The following is a 16,281-nucleotide window of genomic DNA, read 5'->3' on the forward strand; positions in this document are numbered from 1 at the left end:
GCGGTTCGTCTTCACTGCCGGCACATCAGTAGAACATGATGACTATGTTAGGTCATCATGACAAAAATAATTAAAAGAAAAAGACGGGGTATTCCCTGTTTCGTCTGCTTGTTCAAACGTGTGTCGCCGCGCGCCGCCGCGCCGTCATGACAATCTGCTTTCGGCTTTCCTGCATGCGCACGACACCGCACAGCTGCCGCTTCTTCGCGCCTTCATCCGCGCACGCGGTCGAACACCGTGTGCGTGATGAAGCCAACCAGTACCGCGTCGACCAGCGCGTCGACCGAGCTTCGCGCAACGGCCGCGCTGTACGACTGCATGCCGTCGCACAGCGCGGTCAGGCCGAGCGCCAGCACATCCGCAGGCAGCGACAGCGACACGCCGGTGCGCGTCGCGAACGCATCGATGCATGCGGCCGCGAGCGCCTGCCGGTCGCGCAGCAATGCGCCGAACTGTGCACGGAACTGCGAATCGCGCGCCGCCCGCAGTTGCGCTTCCAGCCACATCAACCGCGATGCGTGCCGCGCGGCACGCCACCGCCAGTACGCGAGCATCGCGCGCTGCGCGTCATCGGCCGAACCGGTCGGCATGCCATTGATTCGCTGCAAAGCCGTCGCGGCATCGTCGTGATCGCGCCGCAACAGCTCGAACAACACTTCCGTCTTGCTCCGAAAGTTCGAATAGAAGGCACCGCGCGTATGGCCGGCCGCCGTCGCGATGTCCTCGATACTCGCGGCCGCATACCCCTGCTCCGCGAAGATCGCGTGCGCGGCGTCGAGCAGCCGTTCGCGCGTCGCATCGCGCCGCTCGGCGCGGGTCAGGCGCGGCGGGTCCATCGGCGCGTCCTTCCGCCACCGCCGCAGCCGGTCGCCTGCGATACGCGAAAACCGATCACTTTTTCAGTACATCTACTCATTTCGGATACGACAATACACTGGCACCGGCCTGACTGCGCCCCTTCTCCCGCTCCAGTGCGGCATACGCGTAATAGAGCGCGACGGTCATGTAAGACCAAGTCAGCAGCGCCAGTACATAGAAATTGAACACGACGTTGGTCTCCTCGCCGGGGATCTTGTAGAAGTCGTAGATGCACGCGATCGCCTGCGATGCAACGAGCGCGATCGTCGTCGTCAGCGCATGGAACACGTGTCCGGCACGCACGAGCCGCCACACGAAACCGGCCAGATAGATCGACATCAGCGTCCACATCACCACGTAGAAGTACGGCAACGCGTGCTGCAACACGCCGGCCACGAGCGCGATCGTCCCGAGCGTCGCAAGCACGAACAGCGTCACGTCCTGCCGCATCGACGGCCGGTAGCCGTGCGTGACGGCCATCAGGCCGGCGACCGCGATCACCGGCATCCCGAACCCGCGCGAAAAGGCGTCGAGAAAGTGCGAAATGAAGTACGACACCGGCGATTCGGTCGCGAAGAAGACCACGGCGTTTGACGCGGAGATCGTCACGATCCACCACTCGAAGCCGAGCAGGAAGTTGCGCTTGCGCACGAACTTGAGGCCGTAGACGCCGGTCGTCGCCGCAAGCGTCGCGCTGGAAAGACAAAGGACAAGTGATCTGTGATCCATGGTTCGAACTCCCGAAGTCGATTGCTGCCGTTGATTCACCGCCGGGCGGGGTTGACACTCGCGAGATAGGTCGCGACCGCCACCCGATCGTCCGTCGACATCGCCTGCGCGACGCGCTGCATCGTGCCGGTCGCCTCGCTGCGCGAACCCGTCGCGAACGCGTCGAGCTGCGCGAGCAGGTAGTCGTAGCCTTGCCCGGCCAGACGCGGGAATTGCGCCTGCCCCGTCAGCCGTGCGCCGTGGCAAGCCGCGCATGCACCGCCCGTCACCAGTTGCTCGCCTTTCGTGCGCAGTCGTGCATCCGGCTTGAAATAGTGGTTGTCCAGCGGCGCCTGCTTCGCGTAGTAACCGGCCAGACGGGTGATCTCGGCTTCGCTCATCGTCATCGCGAGCGGGCCCATCGTCGGGTTCGTGCGCTGCCCGCCCGCAAACGCGCGAAGCTGCGCGGCCACGTATTGCGCCGGCTGGCCGGCAAGGCTCGGATACGCCTGGTTGAGCGACGTGCCCTTCACGCCGTGGCAGCTCATGCACGCGTCGGTCACGCGCGGCCACGGGCCGCCGTCAGCGTCATCGGCTTGCGCGGTCGTATCGATATGGTTCTGCAGGCGATAGAAGCCGAGCAACGTCGGCCCGTAGAGCGCCAGCAACGTGCCGATCACCAGGAGCGCCGCGACGAGCAGCATACGTTTTTTCATATTCGCTCTCCTAAGCACGACGCAGCGCATTGAGCGCCTGAAGCGCGCTTTGGTGACCGGCGCGCACGGCGCCGTCCATGTAGCCGGCCCAGATGTTCGCGGTCTCGGTGCCCGACCAGATCAGGTTGCCGCACGGCGCGCGCAGCGCGTCGCCGTGCGCGCTCCAGAAGCCGGGCGGGATCGCCGACACGCACGTGAGCGTCCACGGGTCGGCGAACCCCCAGTCGCGATCGTGGTACGACACCGGCGCACGCGCTTCGTCGCCCCACGCCTGCGCATAGAGATCCATGTGCATCTGCTTCGCGGCCTGCGGATCCGACGGCACCAGCGCATTTCGGACGAATGCATTGATCACGCCGATCTCGCCGCCCGGCGGCGAATTGTCGTAAGCCCAGAACACCGGCCCGTCGGTCTGGAAGATGTGGCCGTTCAAGCCCTTGTCGCGCCAGAACGGGCGGCGATAGACCATCGCCGTCTTGCGCGCCGGCGAATGGGCCGGCCATGCGCGTTGCAGCGCGTGGCGCTTGTCAGGCAGCGGCGGATCGAACTGCACCTGGTGGCACAGCGCCGGGTGAAGCGCCATCACGACCTTTTTCGCGCGCACCGTGCCGCGATCGGTCTGCAACGTGACGACGTCGCGATCCCAGCCGACGATCCGCCGCACCGGCGACGACAGCCGCACCTTGTCGCCCAGTTGCTGCGCCATCCGGATGCTCAGGAGCTGTGAGCCGCCGACGAAGCGGGTTTCCTGCGCGCTGTGCTTGATCGAGTCGAGTTGCGCGTAATCGCAATCGGCGGAGTTGATCATCGACAGGAAGTGCAGCAGCCCCATCTTCGCCGGCGCGATGCCGCCCGACAGCGAGATCGACGCGTTCCAGCCCATCCGGTCTTCCGCCTTGATGCCCTGCGTCGCGAGCCAGTCGCCGACCGACAGCCGGTCGAGTTCGCCGGCCTTCGGCGACGTCCACGGCGCACCCGACGGCACGTCGCGCGACAACTTGCTCAATTTCGCCGCGACGGCCTCGTCGGTGCCGAACGTGCCCGCCAGGTCGATCTCGGCGCGCCCGTCGCCGCCGAGGATCACCGTCTTGCCCGCGTAGTAGCTCGGAAACGTGCCGACTTCCAGCTCGCGGGCAAGATCGGCGACCGCTGTCTGGCCCGGGCCGATCCACTGGCCACCCACTTCGGTCACGTAGCCGCCGCCCACGTCGTAGTTCAGCGTGCGACCGCCCACGCGGTCGCGCGCCTCGAGCACGACGAAGGATTCGCAGCCGGCGTAGCGCAGGTCGCGCGCGGCCGTCAGGCCCGCCAGCCCGGCGCCGACGATCGCGACATCGAGCACGTCGCCGTCGTTCCCGGCGGCAGGCGCCGCGTCGGCCTTCGCCCGCGCGGTGCCGAGTGCAAGACCGCCCGCCGCGACCGACGCACCCGCGGCCTTGAGCCACTGCCTGCGCTTCAGGTCGGCCGACCCGCTGATGAATGACTTCCTGGACATGATCTGTGAATGACGCCTGCAATGGGCGTGAACGGCGGCCACCCCGGGCGGCATGCGGCCATCGTTCGCGCGGAATCTGAAGACGGGATGCGATCCCGGTCCGCTTCACCTGCCGCCGGCCCGCCCGCTCCTGACTGGGCACGCGGATCCGGTTCGCATTCCTGCCTGTACACGCGCCGTATTGCCTTGTACCGATAAGGATTTTCCGGCGCCCTGAATTAGTACATGCTGCAAAAGATAGGTCATGATACATAAAACAGGATCGAAAAAAAAAGACAGGGTATTCCCCTGTCGGGCTGCGCATTGCCACGCTGCTGAAAGGTCGCGGAAAGACCGCGTACTCGATGGCGATCGGCACGGCTCCGCCCGTCTCCGTTCGGTTGCGCGGCCCGTGCGGTAGTATGGCGACCTGATGGAACCCGATGGATCTGAACGAGTGGCCATGCCCGACTTTTCTTCATCTCCCGGCGCCGGCCAGGGCGCGCAAGCGCTCGTCCTCATCGCCGAGGACGAACCCGAGATCGCCGAGATCCTGATCGCCTACTTCGCGCGCAACGGCCTGCGCACCGTGCACGCCGCCGACGGCCGCCGCGCGCTCGAACTCCACCTGTCGCTGAAACCCGACCTCGTGCTGCTCGACGTGCAGATGCCGCACGTCGACGGCTGGAAGGTGCTCGCCGAAATCCGTCATCGCGGCGACACGCCGGTCATCATGCTGACGGCGCTCGACCAGGACATCGACAAGCTGACCGGGCTGCGCATCGGCGCCGACGACTACGTGGTCAAGCCGTTCAACCCGGCCGAAGTCGTCGCGCGCGCACAGGCCGTGCTGCGCCGGTCGATGGCCGGCTCGCGTCAGGAAGAACAGCGCGTGCTGCGCGCCGCGCCGTTCGAGATCGATCTCGAGCACCACGAAGCGGCGGTCGAAGTCGACGGCACGCGCCACACGCTCGTGCTGACGCTCACCGAATTCAAGCTGCTCGCGCAACTCGCGCGTGCGCCTCGCCGCGTGTTCAGCCGCGCCGAGCTGATGGCCACCTGCCTGCCGGAAGGCGATGCGCTGGAGCGCACCGTGGACAGCCACGTCAGCAAGCTGCGCAAGAAGCTCGACGATCTCGGCGTCGCCGGCGTACCGGCGAGCGTGCGCGGCGTCGGCTACAAATTGTGGAGCGGCGATTGAAACTCGACGGCCTGAGCCGCCAGATCGCGCTGACGATGGGCGCGATCGCTTTCGGCATCACGGTGCTGATCGTCGTGACGGCCTACGCGTTCTATTACCTGCTGTACCAGTACTCGCCGCAGTCGTTCCAGCCGGAAAGCTGGCTTCCGAGCGGGCCGGAATGGGTGTGGATCACCTCGACCACGCTGGTCGGCCTGTTGATCGCGGTCGTCGTCGCGATCAACCTGTCGCGCCGCATCCTCGTGCCGCTCAATTCGGTGACGGACAGCATCCGCCGCGTCGCGCGCGGCGATCTGGGCGCGCGGGCCGTCGCCGGTGACCGTTCGTTGAAGGAAGCGGCGCTGCTCGCCGACAACTTCAATGCGCTCGCGAGCGAACTGCAGCGCGTGACCGACGAGCAGACGTTCTGGAACGCGGCGATCGCGCATGAACTGCGCACGCCCGTGACCGTGCTGCGCGGACGGCTGCAGGGGCTCGCCGAAGGCGTGTTCACGCCGAGCGAAGCGCTGTTCCGCAGCCTGCTCGCGCAGGTCGAAGGGTTGACGCGGCTGATCGAGGATCTGCGCGTGGTCAGCCTCGCCGACAGCGGCCACCTGAGCATCGAGATCCGCGACACCGACCTCGCCGCCGAGGTGCGCGCCGTGGTCGACGTGTTCGCGCACGCGCTGCAGGCCGCCGGCCAGCATCCGGAACTCGATCTCGACCCGCGCCGCATGCGCTGCGACCCGGTCCGCATCCGCCAGGCATTGCTGGCATTGCTGGAAAACGCCCGCCGCCACGCGGTGCCCGGCGCGATCCGGATCCAGACGCGCATCGAGAACGGCATGTGCCGGCTGCGCGTCGAGGACGACGGCCCCGGCATCGCGGCCGATTTCGCGCCGCACGTGTTCCAGGCGTTCCGGCGCGTCGACGAGTCGCAACCCGGCGGCACGGGCCTCGGGCTCGCCGTCGTCGCGGCGATCGCGCATGCGCACCGCGGCGAAGCGCTGTGCGTGCCAACCGGCGCGGGCGGCACGCGGTTCGAGGTGCAGTGGCCCGACGACCTCGTGCCGGCGCCCGACGGCGAACGGTTCCCGGCGTAACGCGCGCCCTTACACCTTTACACCTTCACGCGCGCGGTTCGCGCCCGACCTGTTCGAGCGGCGGGCCGAACCCGAGCATCGCGTACTCCGTCACGGACACCGTCCCTTTCCCTGCCGCGCCCTGCACGACCACCGCGCGCACGGCGCCGGCCCGGTCGAATTTCAGTTTCACGCCGACCGTCGCGTTACGCAGCGCCTCCAGCTCCTCGATCCGCGCGATCGCCAGCTTGCGCACCGCACCGGACACGTACACGGGCAGGAACACCAGCGCGATGAAGATCGACACCGCATCCTTCGACACGCTGTCCAGCACCGGCTGGCCCGACATCACGAGCGACAGCGACGTCGCGGCGACGAAGATCGCGAGCACGGTCGCGCCGACGCCGAGCGACGCGAGCCGCTCGGCCGCCTTCTTCATGCGGGCCTTCACGAGCGCGCGGGCGGGGGCCGCCGTCATCAGCCATTCGCGCTGCGCGCCGTAGAACCCGGCGAAGCCGAGGAACAGCGTCGCGACCGCGCTGACCGCGATGCTGGTGTAAAGCGCGTCGACCATCATGCAGACGAATTCGAGCGCGAACACGATCGCGAGCGGGCACAGCAGCAGGCGGAACGAATAGCCGTCGCGGCCGTGCCCGCGGATCCACCATCTCACCGGCGCGAGCTGCCAGAAGCGGCTCTCCGGGCGGAGTGAAAGTTCGTCGTTGTCGGTCAATTCGTCATCCGTGGTGTTCCGTTGCGTCTGTCGGTCCGGCGCGGCTGAAACAGGAATGAATGCCGCAGGTTATCAATTGATCCAAAAGATTCATTAGACACTGTCTCGGCCGCCGCGCGATGCTGGTCTCGCCCGTGAACGCCGCGTCATTGCAACGCCGCGCACGAAAATGGAGTGAGACACATGCCCAACGACCATCGTCAACGGCGCCACACGCTGTGGCTGCTGTGCGCGCTTTCGTTCATCCTCTACGTCGACCGCGTCAACCTCGCGACCGCGGCCGGCGCGATCAAGGCCGAGCTCGGCCTGTCGAATACCGAACTCGGCGTCGCATTCTCCGCGTTCGCATATTCGTACGCAATCTGCCAGATCGGCGGCGGCTGGATCGCCGACCGGTTCGGCGCCCGCATCACGCTGATCGGCTGCGGGCTGATCTGGGTCGTCTCCACCTTCACGACGGGGCTCGTGCACAGCCTCGGGCTGTTGTTCGCCGCGCGCCTGCTGCTCGGCATCGGCGAAGGCGCGACGCTGCCGGCACAGGCCCGCGCGATCACGCACTGGTTCCCGCGCGAGCGGCGCGGCGTCGTGCAGGGCTTCACGCATTCGTTCTCGCGGCTCGGCAACGCGGTCACGCCGCCCATCGTCGCCGCGCTGATGACCTGGCTGTCGTGGCGCGCAGCGTTCTTCGTGATCGGCGCAGTCACGCTCGTCTGGCTCGCGTGGTGGATCGTCGGTTTCCGCGAGCATCCGCTCGGCGACGACGGCCGCACGCGCGCCGCGCGCCCTGCCGCACCGTCCGGCCCGACGCCGTGGGGGCCGCTGTTCCGCCGGATGGCGCCCACCATCTTCGTCTACTTCTGCTACGGCTGGACCGCGTGGCTGTTCTTCACATGGCTGCCGACGTTCTTCCTGAACGGCCAGGGGCTGAACCTGAAATCGACCGCGCTGTTCGCGTCCGGCGTGTTCTTCGCGGGTGTGGTCGGCGACACGCTCGGCGGCTGGCTCTGCGACCGCATCTACCGGAAGACCGGCAACCTCGCGCTGTCGCGCCAGAGCGTGATCGTCACGAGCTTCGTCGGCGCGCTCGTCTGCCTGCTGCCGCTGGCGGTCGTCCACTCGACGGCCGGCGTCGCGCTGTGCCTGTCCGGGTCGTTCCTGTGCCTCGAACTGACGATCGGGCCGATCTGGGCCGTGCCGAGCGACATCGCGCCGACCCATGCCGGTATCGCGAGCGGGATGATGAACGCCGGTTCCGCGATCTCGGGGATTCTGTCGCCGATCCTGTTCGGCTACCTTGTCGACCGCACTGGCAGCTGGACGGTGCCGTTCATCGGCTCGGTCGCGATGCTGCTGATCGGGATCGTCGCCGCGCTGCGGATCCGCCCGGACCGCACGCTGTCCGAAACGATGCCGACGCTCGCCGACGCGCCGGCCGCGCCGTCGGCGCGCTAAAGCGGTTCGCTTCGGGTTCGCCTGCCTCGGCCGCCTCGCCGGCATCGCCATCACGCTTCACCGCGTTCCGCGCTGGGGGTGGCTTGGCTGGCTCGGCTGGTTCGGCTGGTTCGGCTGGTTCGGCTGGTTCGGCTGGTTCGGCTTGATGGGCTTGATGGGCTTGACGGGCCTGCTCGGCCAGCGCGGTTGACGCGGCTGGCTCGGCCGTCTCGGCTGGCAAACCGCGCCGTTACGCACCGCCGTCCTCCCCAGCCCCGTCCCGGTGAAACAGCGCGAGAAACTGCTGCGCGGGGATGCTCAACGGGCGGTCACGCCGCACGACGCTGCCGTATGACGGCAGCTTCTGATCGAGCACGTAGTCGATGATCGCGACGAGCCCGTGCTCCGCGTTGCGCTGCGCGACCGTCAGCGGAATCACGCCGAGCATCGACGAACGGTCGACGAGGTTCATGGTCGTCAGGATCGACCCCGTTTCGACGAGCCCGCGTGGCATCGGCTGGTGACGCGCGCGGAATTCGCGCTCGACGACCTCGCGCGCCGGGCTGCCGGCCGGCTGCAGGATCCACGCGTAGTCGAGCAGCGCATCGAATTCGACCGGCCCCGCGCCCGCGAGCGGATGCGCGCGGCCCGCAATGATCGCGAGCGCCTCGTCGTCGACCACGCGGAAGTCGCAATCCGTGCCGACATTGCGCCCGATCACCACTTCGAGCACGCCTTCGCGAAGCTGCGGCATCAGCCGGTCGCTCGTGTCCACGGCGATGTCGATCGCGAGCAACGGGTAACGCGCCTTCAACTGCACCAGCGCCTCGGTCAGCCGTCCCGGCGACGCGGCCATGATGCTGCCGATCCCGAGCCGCCCGGCACTGCCGAGCTGCAGTTCGCCGAGCTCGCGGTTCAACGCCTCCATGCTGCCGCGGATCCCGCGGAAATAGCCGAGCACGCGCTCGCCGGCCGGGTTCAGCACGAGCCCGCGCCCGACACGATCGAACAGCTGCTGGCCGAGCGCGCTCTCCAGTTCGGCCAGCATCTTCGTCGCGGCCGGCTGCGTGAGGCCCATCTGCTCGGCTGCCGCGCGCAGCGTCGAGCATTCGTCCACGGCCAGCAGCAGCGCGATCTGGCGCATGCGCAGCCGGTTCAGCAACTGCGGGGTCGAGTCTCGTCGGTCGATCGAGCCCATTTTTGATTACTCCAGGTTATCGATTCATCAAGAGTTTTCAATTTACCGACTCGTTCCGTCTACCTAGCATGAACCCCATACACGAACGGCCACGCGCCGCCACCGGAGACACCGCATGAACACCCCCTCGACCGCCGCCCCCCTGCCCGTCGTCGCGCTGACGCTCGGCGACCCCGCCGGCATCGGCGGCGAACTGATCGCGAAACTGCTCGCCCGCCCCGATGCGACCGCCCGCGCGAATCTCGTGCTGATCAGCGATCGCTGGCTGTGGGATGCCGGCCAGCGCGTCGCGGGCGTCTCCGTCGACGTCGAGCCCGTCGCGTCGCTCGCCGCCGTGCGCGGCCGGCCGTCGACCGCGCGCGCCGCGTTCGTCGCCGTCGACACGATCGATCCCGCGCAGGTCACGGTCGGCCAGCCCGGCGCGGCCGGCGGCCGCTCGACGCTCGCCGTGCTCGACCGGTGCCTCGACGCGTCGCTGGCCGGCGACATCGACGCGATCTGCTTCGCGCCGCTGAACAAGTACGCGATGAAGCTCGGCGGGCTGCGCCACGACGACGAGCTGCACCACTTCGCCGAAGCGCTCGGCGTGACCGGCTACTTCTGCGAATTCAACACGCTCGGCGAACTGTGGACGGCGCGCATCTCGTCGCATATCCCGCTGAAGAACGCGGCCGCCTGCCTGAGCATCGAGCGGATCGAACAGGCATCCGAACTGATCTACCGGTCGCTGCTCGCAAACGGCGTCGCGGCGCCGAAGGTGGCAATCGCCGCGTTCAACCCGCACGGCGGCGACGGCGGCAGCTGCGGCCGCGAGGAAGTCGACATCATCGAGCCGGCGGTGCGCAAGCTGCAGGCGCGCGACTGGCCGACCGACGCACCGTTCCACGGCCCGTTCCCCGCCGACACGATCTTCCTGAAGGCACAGGCCGGCGACTACCAGGCGATCGTCACGATGTACCACGACCAGGGACAAATCGCGATCAAGCTGCTCGGCTTCTCGCGTGGCGTGACCGTGCAGGGCGGGTTGCCCGTGCCGATCACGACGCCCGCGCACGGCACCGCGTACGACATCGCGGGCCGCGGCACGGCCGACGTCGGCGCGACCTGGCAGGCGCTGCAGATCGCCTGCCGGATGGGCGCCGCGCGCCGCACTCCCGCCGTTTCGGCGTGACGGCCAGCCCGGCCGCCCGCCTTTCACACCCGACAACACCGACTCTCGGAGACACCTCATGAAAATCCGGTCCGTACGCGCTCGCGTATTCCAGTGGAAAGGAAAGACCGTCCCGCCGCAGGGCAACTTCTGTTCGAACGCGATGGACCTGCTGTACGCGCCGCAGGAAACGATGAGCACGTTCCGCTTCCATGCGTGGACGGTGGTCGAGGTCGAGACCGACGACGGCATCGTCGGCCTCGGCAACGTCGCGCTCGCACCGCACGTCGCGAAGGTCATCATCGACCAGTACCTCGCGCCGCTCGTGATCGGCCAGGACCCGTGGGACTACGAATACCTGAACCAGCGGATGTATCGCGCGACCCACGCGTGGGGCCGCAAGGGCATCGGCATGGCGGCGATCTCGGCGGTCGACATCGCGATCTGGGACATCCTCGGCAAGAGCGTCGGCAAGCCGGTGTTCAAGTTGCTCGGCGGCCGCACCAAGGAAAAGATCCCCTGCTACTACTCGAAGCTCTACCGCACCGACCTGAAGGCGATGCAGGACGAGGCGCAGCAGTACCTGAAGGAAGGCTTCCGCGCGTTCAAGATGCGCTTCGGCTACGGGCCCGCGCACGGGCAGCAGGGCGTGGTCGAGAACCTGAGGTCGGTCGCGGCGATCCGCGAGGTGATCGGCTACGACAACGACCTGATGCTCGAGTGCTACATGGGCTGGAACCTCGAATACGCGAAGCGGATCCTGCCGAAGCTCGAGAAATACCAGCCGCGCTGGCTCGAAGAACCGGTGATCGCCGACGACATCGACGGCTACGCGGAGCTGAACCAGCTGACGCGTATCCCGATCTCCGGCGGCGAGCACGAATTCTCGCTGTACGGCTTCAAGCAGCTGCTCGACCGCAAGGCCGTATCGGTCGTCCAGTACGACACGAACCGCGTCGGCGGGATCACGATGGCGCACAAGATCAACGCGCTGTGCGAGGCCTACAGCGTGCCGGTGATTCCGCATGCGGGCCAGATGCACAACTATCACCTGACGATGAGCACGCTCGCGTCGCCGATGAGCGAGTACTTCCCGATGTTCGATGTCGAGGTCGGCAACGAGCTGTTCTACTACATCTTCGACGGCGAGCCGGTGGCCGAGAACGGCTTCCTGCAGCTGCGCGACGATGTGCCGGGCCTCGGGCTCACGCTGAAGACCGAATTCCTCGACCAGTTCGACATCGTCGAGTGAGGCCCGCCATGAACGCACGCTACCAGGGCGTTTTTCCCGTCGTCCCGACGATCTTCGACGCGTACGGCGCGCTCGATCTCGACGGCCAGCGCCGTTGCATCGAGTTCATGATCGATGCCGGTTCGCACGGCCTCTGCATCCACGCGAACTACTCCGAGCAGTTCGCGCTCGGCGACGACGAACGCGACCTGATCACGCGCACCACGCTCGAGCACGTCGCGGGCCGCGTGCCGGTAATCGTCACGACGTCGCACTTCAGCGCGCGGATCTGCGCGGCACGCAACCGGCACGCGCAGGCGCTCGGCGCGGCGATGGTGATGGTGATGCCGCCGTACCACGGCGCGACGTTCCGCGTGCCCGAAGCGCAGGTGCGCGCGTTCTTCCGCGAAGTCGCCGACGGCCTCGACATTCCGCTGATGATCCAGGATGCGCCGGCGAGCGGCGTCGCGCTGCCGGCGTCGCTGCTCGCGACGCTCGCGCGGGAGATCGACGCCGTGTCGTACTTCAAGATCGAGACGGCCGGCGCCGCGTCGAAGCTGCGCGAGCTGATCGCGCTCGGCGGCGAGGCGATCGAAGGGCCGTGGGACGGCGAGGAAGGCATCACGCTGCTCGCCGATCTCGATGCCGGTGCAACGGGCGCGATGACGGGCGGTGGCTATCCGGACGGAATTCGCCGGATCACCGACGCGTATTTCGCCGGCCGCCGCGACGAAGCCTGCGAGCAATACGCGCGCTGGCTGCCGCTGATCAACTACGAGAACCGCCAGTCGGGCTTCCTGACCGCGAAAGCGCTGATGAAGGCTGGCGGCGTGATCGCGTGCGACCAGCCGCGCGCGCCGTGGCCGGAACTGCATCCGCAGGTGCGCGCGGGCCTGCTCGATGCGGCGCGGCGGCTCGACCCGCTCGTGCTGCGCTGGGGGCGCTAGACATCGCTTCACACGTGCAACGCCGCGGGGCGTTGCGCATCGGCGGCCGGTCGACACCGGCGCGTCACGGCGTGACAGCGGTTCATCAGAAGACCGCCGCCGCCCATCACCAAGATCGGAGACATCATGACCCTGTTGACCCCGGCCACCCCGGCATACGAAGCCGGCGAAGCCATTCCGCGCCGCCGCTGGCTGCGCGTGATTCCGCCGCTGCTGCTCGCCTGCATCATTTCCTATATGGACCGCGTGAACATCGCGTTCGCGATGCCCGGCGGGATGAGCGCCGATCTCGGCATGGACGCAACGATGGCCGGGCTTGCCGGCGGCATCTTCTTCTTCGGCTACCTGTTCCTGCAGATTCCCGGCGGCCGGCGCGCGGCGCTCGGCAGCGGCAAGACCTTCATCGCGTGGTCGCTCGTGAGCTGGGCCGTGCTGTCGGTGCTGACCGGGCTCGTCACGCACACCTGGCAGTTGCTGGCGCTGCGCTTTCTGCTCGGCGTGGCCGAAGGCGGGATGCTGCCCGTCGTGCTGACGATGGTCAGCCACTGGTTTCCCGATCGCGAGCGCGGCCGCGCGAACGCGATGGTCATCATGTTCGTGCCGCTCGCGGGCATGATCACCGCGCCGCTGTCCGGCTTCATCCTCGCCGCATACGACTGGCATCACTTGTTCTTCAGCGCGGGCGCGCTGTCGCTGCTGTGCCTGGTCGCGTGGATGATGTTCGCCGACGACGGCCCGGAGACCGCGCGCTGGGTGTCGCCGCGCGAGAAGGCGTACATCCTCGACGCGCTGCGCGACGAGCAGGAACGCAAGCGCGCGGCGGGCACGCCGGCGGCCGCGTCGTTCGGCGAGCTGCTGCGCAACCCGACGATCTGGCTGCTCATCGCGATCAACTTCTGCTATCAGGTCGGCATCTACGGCTATACGATGTGGTTACCGACACTGCTGAAAAACCTCACGCACAGCGGGATGGGCAAGATCGGCCTGCTCGCGATGCTGCCGTATGTCGCGATGGTGATCGGGATGTTCGTCACGTCGTATTTGTCTGACCGGACCGGCAAGCGCCGCCTCTTCGTGCTGCTGCCGCTCGTCGGTTTCGCCGCGTGCCTCGCGCTGTCGGTGCTAACGCATGCGTCGATGGCCGTGTCGTTCACGTTCCTGATCGGCTGCGGCTTCTTCCTGCAGGCGGCTGCCGGCGTGTTCTGGGCGATTCCGCCGAAGCTCTGCAGCGTCGAGACGGCCGGCAGCGCGCGCGGCCTGATCAACGCGCTCGGCAATCTCGGCGGCTTCTGCGGCCCGTATGCGGTTGGCGTGCTGACCCAGCACGTGAGCGCGGCTGCCGGCGTCTACAGCCTCGCGGTCACGCTCGAGGTGGCCGGCGTGCTCGCGATGACGCTGCCGAGGCGCTGCGAGGACTGACGCCGAAGACACGGGACAACGAACGACATTACGGATACTCACCATGAACGACATCCTGTTGCTGGTGCAGAAATGCGCCCATACCTTCAGCTTCTACGACCTGGACACGAAAGCGCCGCTCAAGCACATCGTGCTGCCGAACTTCCCGCACGAATTCACCGTCGACGTGAACGAACGCCATGCGTACGTCGGCATCTTCGGGATCGAGACCGCATGGACGCGCGGCCATGAAGGCGATCACCGGATCGCCGAGATCGACCTCGTCGAACGCACGCATACGCGCATGCTCGACCTGTGGCCGTACTACCGGCCGCACGGGATGGCGAGCGACCGCGACGGCCGGTTGTACGCGATGAGCGAGGCGCACGACATGCTGCTCGTCTTCGACGAGCCGACCCTGCAGCCGGTGCCGAACATGGCCGTGCCGTCCGGCGGCGTGAAGACGCACCTCGTGACGCTCACGCGCGATGCGAGCCGCGCCTACGGCGTGCACCTGCTGTCGAACACGGTCACGCAGTTCCATCCGCGCGACGCGACGGTCGCGCCGCGCGCGGTAATGCCGGGGCCGCGCCCCGAAGGCAATGCGCTGTCGAGCGACGAGCGCACGCTGTTCGTCGCGAATCGCGGCGACGACACGCTGGTCGAGATCGACACGGAAACGATGACCTGCGGCCGCCGCGTGAAGACGCGCAGCGATCCGAACCGCATCTACCGGACGAGCGCGCCGGACGGCCGCGACCTGCTGCTGCTGACCAATTCGGGCGAGCGGTCGATCTCGGTGTTCGATGCGAGGCAGCTCGAGGAGATCGAGCGCATCGCGCTGCCGGCGAACCCGACCGCGCTGTCGTTCCATCCGGCGCGGCGCGTCGCGTACGTGTCGTTCCAGGACGACTACGTGCGCGAACTCGATCTCGATACGTGGCGCTTCGTCGGCGCGCTCGCGACGCTGCGCGAGCCCGATGCGTCGTACGTGCTCGCCGGCACACGCTGACATGCGCGACGACATACCGCCCGACGACCTCGGCGGCCTGCCCGATGCGCTCGTCGACGCGCATCACCACCTGTGGCAGCTCGATGCGGGCGCGCACTACCCGTGGCTGCAGGCGCAATACGATCCGGCGCGCTTCATGTTCGGCGACTACGCGGCGCTGTGCCGCAACTTCGGCGTCGACGATTTCCGGCACGCGGCGCAACACGCGCCGATCGTCGCCAGCGTGCACGTCGAGGCCGAACGCGCGCGCGACGAGGCGCTCGCGGAAACGCGCTGGCTGCATGAGGTCGCGGCCACGCACGCGCTGCCGTCGGCCGTCGTCGCGTGGGTCGATCTGCTGGCAGGCGATGCGGACGAACGGCTCGCCGAACAGGCCGCGTGGCCGCGCGTGCGCGGCGTGCGGTTCAAGCCGCGCACCGCGGCCGCGCCGGATGCGTCGATCGACGGGCCGGGCGCGCTGCATGATCCGCGCTGGCCGGCCGCGCTCGAACGCCTCGCCGCGCACGGCCTGAGCTGGGATCTGCGCGTGCCGTTCTGGCATCTCGGCGACGCGGCCGCGATGCTCGCCGATGCGCCCGGCGTCGACGTCGTGCTCGAACACGCGGGGCTGCCGTGGGACCGCTCGGCAGCCGGGCTCGCGCGCTGGCGCAGCGGCATGGAAGCGCTCGCCGCGTTGCCGCGCGTCGCCGTGAAAATCTCCGAACTCGGCCTGCGCGACGTGGCGTGGAACGACGCCGACAACGCGCGGATCATCCGCGACACGGTCGCGATCTTCGGCTGGCAGCGCTGCCTGTTCGCGAGCAATTTCCCGGTGGCCGGCCTGCGCGTGACCTATCCCGTTCTGCTGCGCACGTTCGCCCGCGCGATCGCGCATCTCGACGACACCGCGCGCCGTGCGATCTGGCATGACAACGCGCTGCGCGTGTACCGGATCGCGCTCGACGCGCCGCCCTGTTCGGCGCGCGGCTGACGCCGCCTTCCCGTTGTCCTCCCCTGCCGGCCGGGCGTCGCATTTCGCATCGCCCGGCCCGACCCGACCCACCACATTTTGTGCATCGCACGACTCAACCTGAGCAAAAAGTATCGGTTCGCGAAACCTTTTGATGTGGTGATCGCGTCGCCCGAGTCACACCATTGTTCCTGCCGTCATCGACGGCATTCGA

15 protein-coding genes are annotated in these 16,281 nt (G+C 67.8%); 9 read left to right on the forward strand and 6 right to left on the reverse strand.

All coding sequences use genetic code 11. The annotated features are described in order from the left end of the window. Nucleotides 1-212 precede the first annotated feature (212 nt). The 4 genes from U5798_RS15530 to U5798_RS15545 all read right to left on the reverse strand — a co-directional run bounded on the left by U5798_RS15530 (nucleotide 213) and on the right by U5798_RS15545 (nucleotide 3,777). Nucleotides 213-836 (reverse strand): TetR/AcrR family transcriptional regulator, encoded by a 624-nt coding sequence (locus tag U5798_RS15530; RefSeq protein ID WP_322082572.1) that lies wholly within the window; start codon nucleotides 834-836, stop codon nucleotides 213-215. Between the two features lie 76 nt (nucleotides 837-912). Next, complete coding sequence (locus U5798_RS15535) at nucleotides 913-1,587, reverse strand: hypothetical protein (protein WP_322082573.1); 675 nt, start codon at nucleotides 1,585-1,587, stop codon at nucleotides 913-915. 35 nt (nucleotides 1,588-1,622) lie between these two features. Beyond that, the gene (locus U5798_RS15540) at nucleotides 1,623-2,282 is read right to left on the reverse strand and encodes a c-type cytochrome (protein WP_322082574.1); all 660 of its coding nucleotides are present in this window, start codon (nucleotides 2,280-2,282) and stop codon (nucleotides 1,623-1,625) included. 10 nt (nucleotides 2,283-2,292) lie between these two features. Continuing rightward, nucleotides 2,293-3,777, reverse strand: coding sequence for a flavin monoamine oxidase family protein (locus U5798_RS15545; protein ID WP_322082575.1), 1,485 nt, complete (start codon nucleotides 3,775-3,777; stop codon nucleotides 2,293-2,295). A gap of 442 nt (nucleotides 3,778-4,219) precedes the next feature. On the opposite strand from U5798_RS15545, the gene U5798_RS15550 reads away from it, so the two are divergent. Continuing rightward, the gene (locus tag U5798_RS15550) at nucleotides 4,220-4,957 is read left to right on the forward strand and encodes a response regulator (RefSeq protein WP_322082576.1); all 738 of its coding nucleotides are present in this window, start codon (nucleotides 4,220-4,222) and stop codon (nucleotides 4,955-4,957) included. Beyond that, entirely contained in the window at nucleotides 4,954-6,039 is a 1,086-nt protein-coding gene (locus U5798_RS15555) for an ATP-binding protein (RefSeq protein ID WP_124454274.1), read from the forward strand. The genes U5798_RS15550 and U5798_RS15555 overlap by 4 nt, the downstream gene beginning before the upstream one ends. Nucleotides 6,040-6,064: 25 nt before the next feature. Here the strand turns inward: U5798_RS15555 and U5798_RS15560 are convergent, their stop codons facing one another. Further along, nucleotides 6,065-6,751, reverse strand: a complete 687-nt coding sequence (locus U5798_RS15560) for a hypothetical protein (RefSeq protein ID WP_124454271.1) — start codon at nucleotides 6,749-6,751, stop codon at nucleotides 6,065-6,067. A 183-nt stretch (nucleotides 6,752-6,934) separates the two neighbouring features. Between U5798_RS15560 and U5798_RS15565 the strand changes: the two genes are divergently transcribed. Next, nucleotides 6,935-8,203 (forward strand): MFS transporter, encoded by a 1,269-nt coding sequence (locus U5798_RS15565; RefSeq protein ID WP_322082577.1) that lies wholly within the window; start codon nucleotides 6,935-6,937, stop codon nucleotides 8,201-8,203. 229 nt (nucleotides 8,204-8,432) lie between these two features. On the opposite strand, the gene U5798_RS15570 is transcribed toward U5798_RS15565, so the two are convergent. Beyond that, nucleotides 8,433-9,380: a LysR family transcriptional regulator gene (locus U5798_RS15570; protein WP_322082578.1), complete on the reverse strand. Its 948-nt coding sequence runs from the start codon at nucleotides 9,378-9,380 to the stop codon at nucleotides 8,433-8,435. Nucleotides 9,381-9,495: 115 nt separating this feature from the next. On the opposite strand from U5798_RS15570, the gene U5798_RS15575 reads away from it, so the two are divergent. The 6 genes from U5798_RS15575 to U5798_RS15600 all read left to right on the forward strand — a co-directional run bounded on the left by U5798_RS15575 (nucleotide 9,496) and on the right by U5798_RS15600 (nucleotide 16,088). Further along, the gene (locus tag U5798_RS15575) at nucleotides 9,496-10,551 is read left to right on the forward strand and encodes a 4-hydroxythreonine-4-phosphate dehydrogenase PdxA (RefSeq protein ID WP_322082579.1); all 1,056 of its coding nucleotides are present in this window, start codon (nucleotides 9,496-9,498) and stop codon (nucleotides 10,549-10,551) included. A gap of 58 nt (nucleotides 10,552-10,609) precedes the next feature. Then, nucleotides 10,610-11,782, forward strand: a complete 1,173-nt coding sequence (locus U5798_RS15580; RefSeq protein ID WP_322082580.1) for an L-rhamnonate dehydratase — start codon at nucleotides 10,610-10,612, stop codon at nucleotides 11,780-11,782. Between the two features lie 8 nt (nucleotides 11,783-11,790). Continuing rightward, the gene (locus U5798_RS15585; RefSeq protein WP_124454257.1) at nucleotides 11,791-12,708 is read left to right on the forward strand and encodes a dihydrodipicolinate synthase family protein; all 918 of its coding nucleotides are present in this window, start codon (nucleotides 11,791-11,793) and stop codon (nucleotides 12,706-12,708) included. 126 nt (nucleotides 12,709-12,834) lie between these two features. Next, complete coding sequence (locus tag U5798_RS15590) at nucleotides 12,835-14,127, forward strand: MFS transporter (protein ID WP_322082581.1); 1,293 nt, start codon at nucleotides 12,835-12,837, stop codon at nucleotides 14,125-14,127. A gap of 43 nt (nucleotides 14,128-14,170) precedes the next feature. Next, entirely contained in the window at nucleotides 14,171-15,118 is a 948-nt protein-coding gene (locus U5798_RS15595; RefSeq protein ID WP_322082582.1) for a YncE family protein, read from the forward strand. 1 nt (nucleotide 15,119) lies between these two features. Further along, complete coding sequence (locus tag U5798_RS15600; RefSeq protein ID WP_322082583.1) at nucleotides 15,120-16,088, forward strand: amidohydrolase family protein; 969 nt, start codon at nucleotides 15,120-15,122, stop codon at nucleotides 16,086-16,088. Nucleotides 16,089-16,281 lie beyond the last annotated feature (193 nt).

Origin of the sequence: Burkholderia sp. BCC1972 (assembly GCF_905339605.1) — a bacterium.
Lineage (GTDB): Bacteria > Pseudomonadota > Gammaproteobacteria > Burkholderiales > Burkholderiaceae > Burkholderia.

Coding starts and splice junctions, on each gene's coding strand:
- U5798_RS15595 (WP_322082582.1), top strand. CDS start 14,171: ATGAACGACATCCTGTTGCTGGTGCAGAAATGCGCCCATACCTTCAGC.
- U5798_RS15545 (WP_322082575.1), bottom strand. CDS start 3,777: ATGTCCAGGAAGTCATTCATCAGCGGGTCGGCCGACCTGAAGCGCAGG.
- U5798_RS15540 (WP_322082574.1), bottom strand. CDS start 2,282: ATGAAAAAACGTATGCTGCTCGTCGCGGCGCTCCTGGTGATCGGCACG.
- U5798_RS15570 (WP_322082578.1), bottom strand. CDS start 9,380: ATGGGCTCGATCGACCGACGAGACTCGACCCCGCAGTTGCTGAACCGG.
- U5798_RS15585 (WP_124454257.1), top strand. CDS start 11,791: ATGAACGCACGCTACCAGGGCGTTTTTCCCGTCGTCCCGACGATCTTC.
- U5798_RS15535 (WP_322082573.1), bottom strand. CDS start 1,587: ATGGATCACAGATCACTTGTCCTTTGTCTTTCCAGCGCGACGCTTGCG.
- U5798_RS15530 (WP_322082572.1), bottom strand. CDS start 836: ATGGACCCGCCGCGCCTGACCCGCGCCGAGCGGCGCGATGCGACGCGC.
- U5798_RS15550 (WP_322082576.1), top strand. CDS start 4,220: ATGCCCGACTTTTCTTCATCTCCCGGCGCCGGCCAGGGCGCGCAAGCG.
- U5798_RS15565 (WP_322082577.1), top strand. CDS start 6,935: ATGCCCAACGACCATCGTCAACGGCGCCACACGCTGTGGCTGCTGTGC.
- U5798_RS15600 (WP_322082583.1), top strand. CDS start 15,120: ATGCGCGACGACATACCGCCCGACGACCTCGGCGGCCTGCCCGATGCG.
- U5798_RS15590 (WP_322082581.1), top strand. CDS start 12,835: ATGACCCTGTTGACCCCGGCCACCCCGGCATACGAAGCCGGCGAAGCC.
- U5798_RS15580 (WP_322082580.1), top strand. CDS start 10,610: ATGAAAATCCGGTCCGTACGCGCTCGCGTATTCCAGTGGAAAGGAAAG.
- U5798_RS15575 (WP_322082579.1), top strand. CDS start 9,496: ATGAACACCCCCTCGACCGCCGCCCCCCTGCCCGTCGTCGCGCTGACG.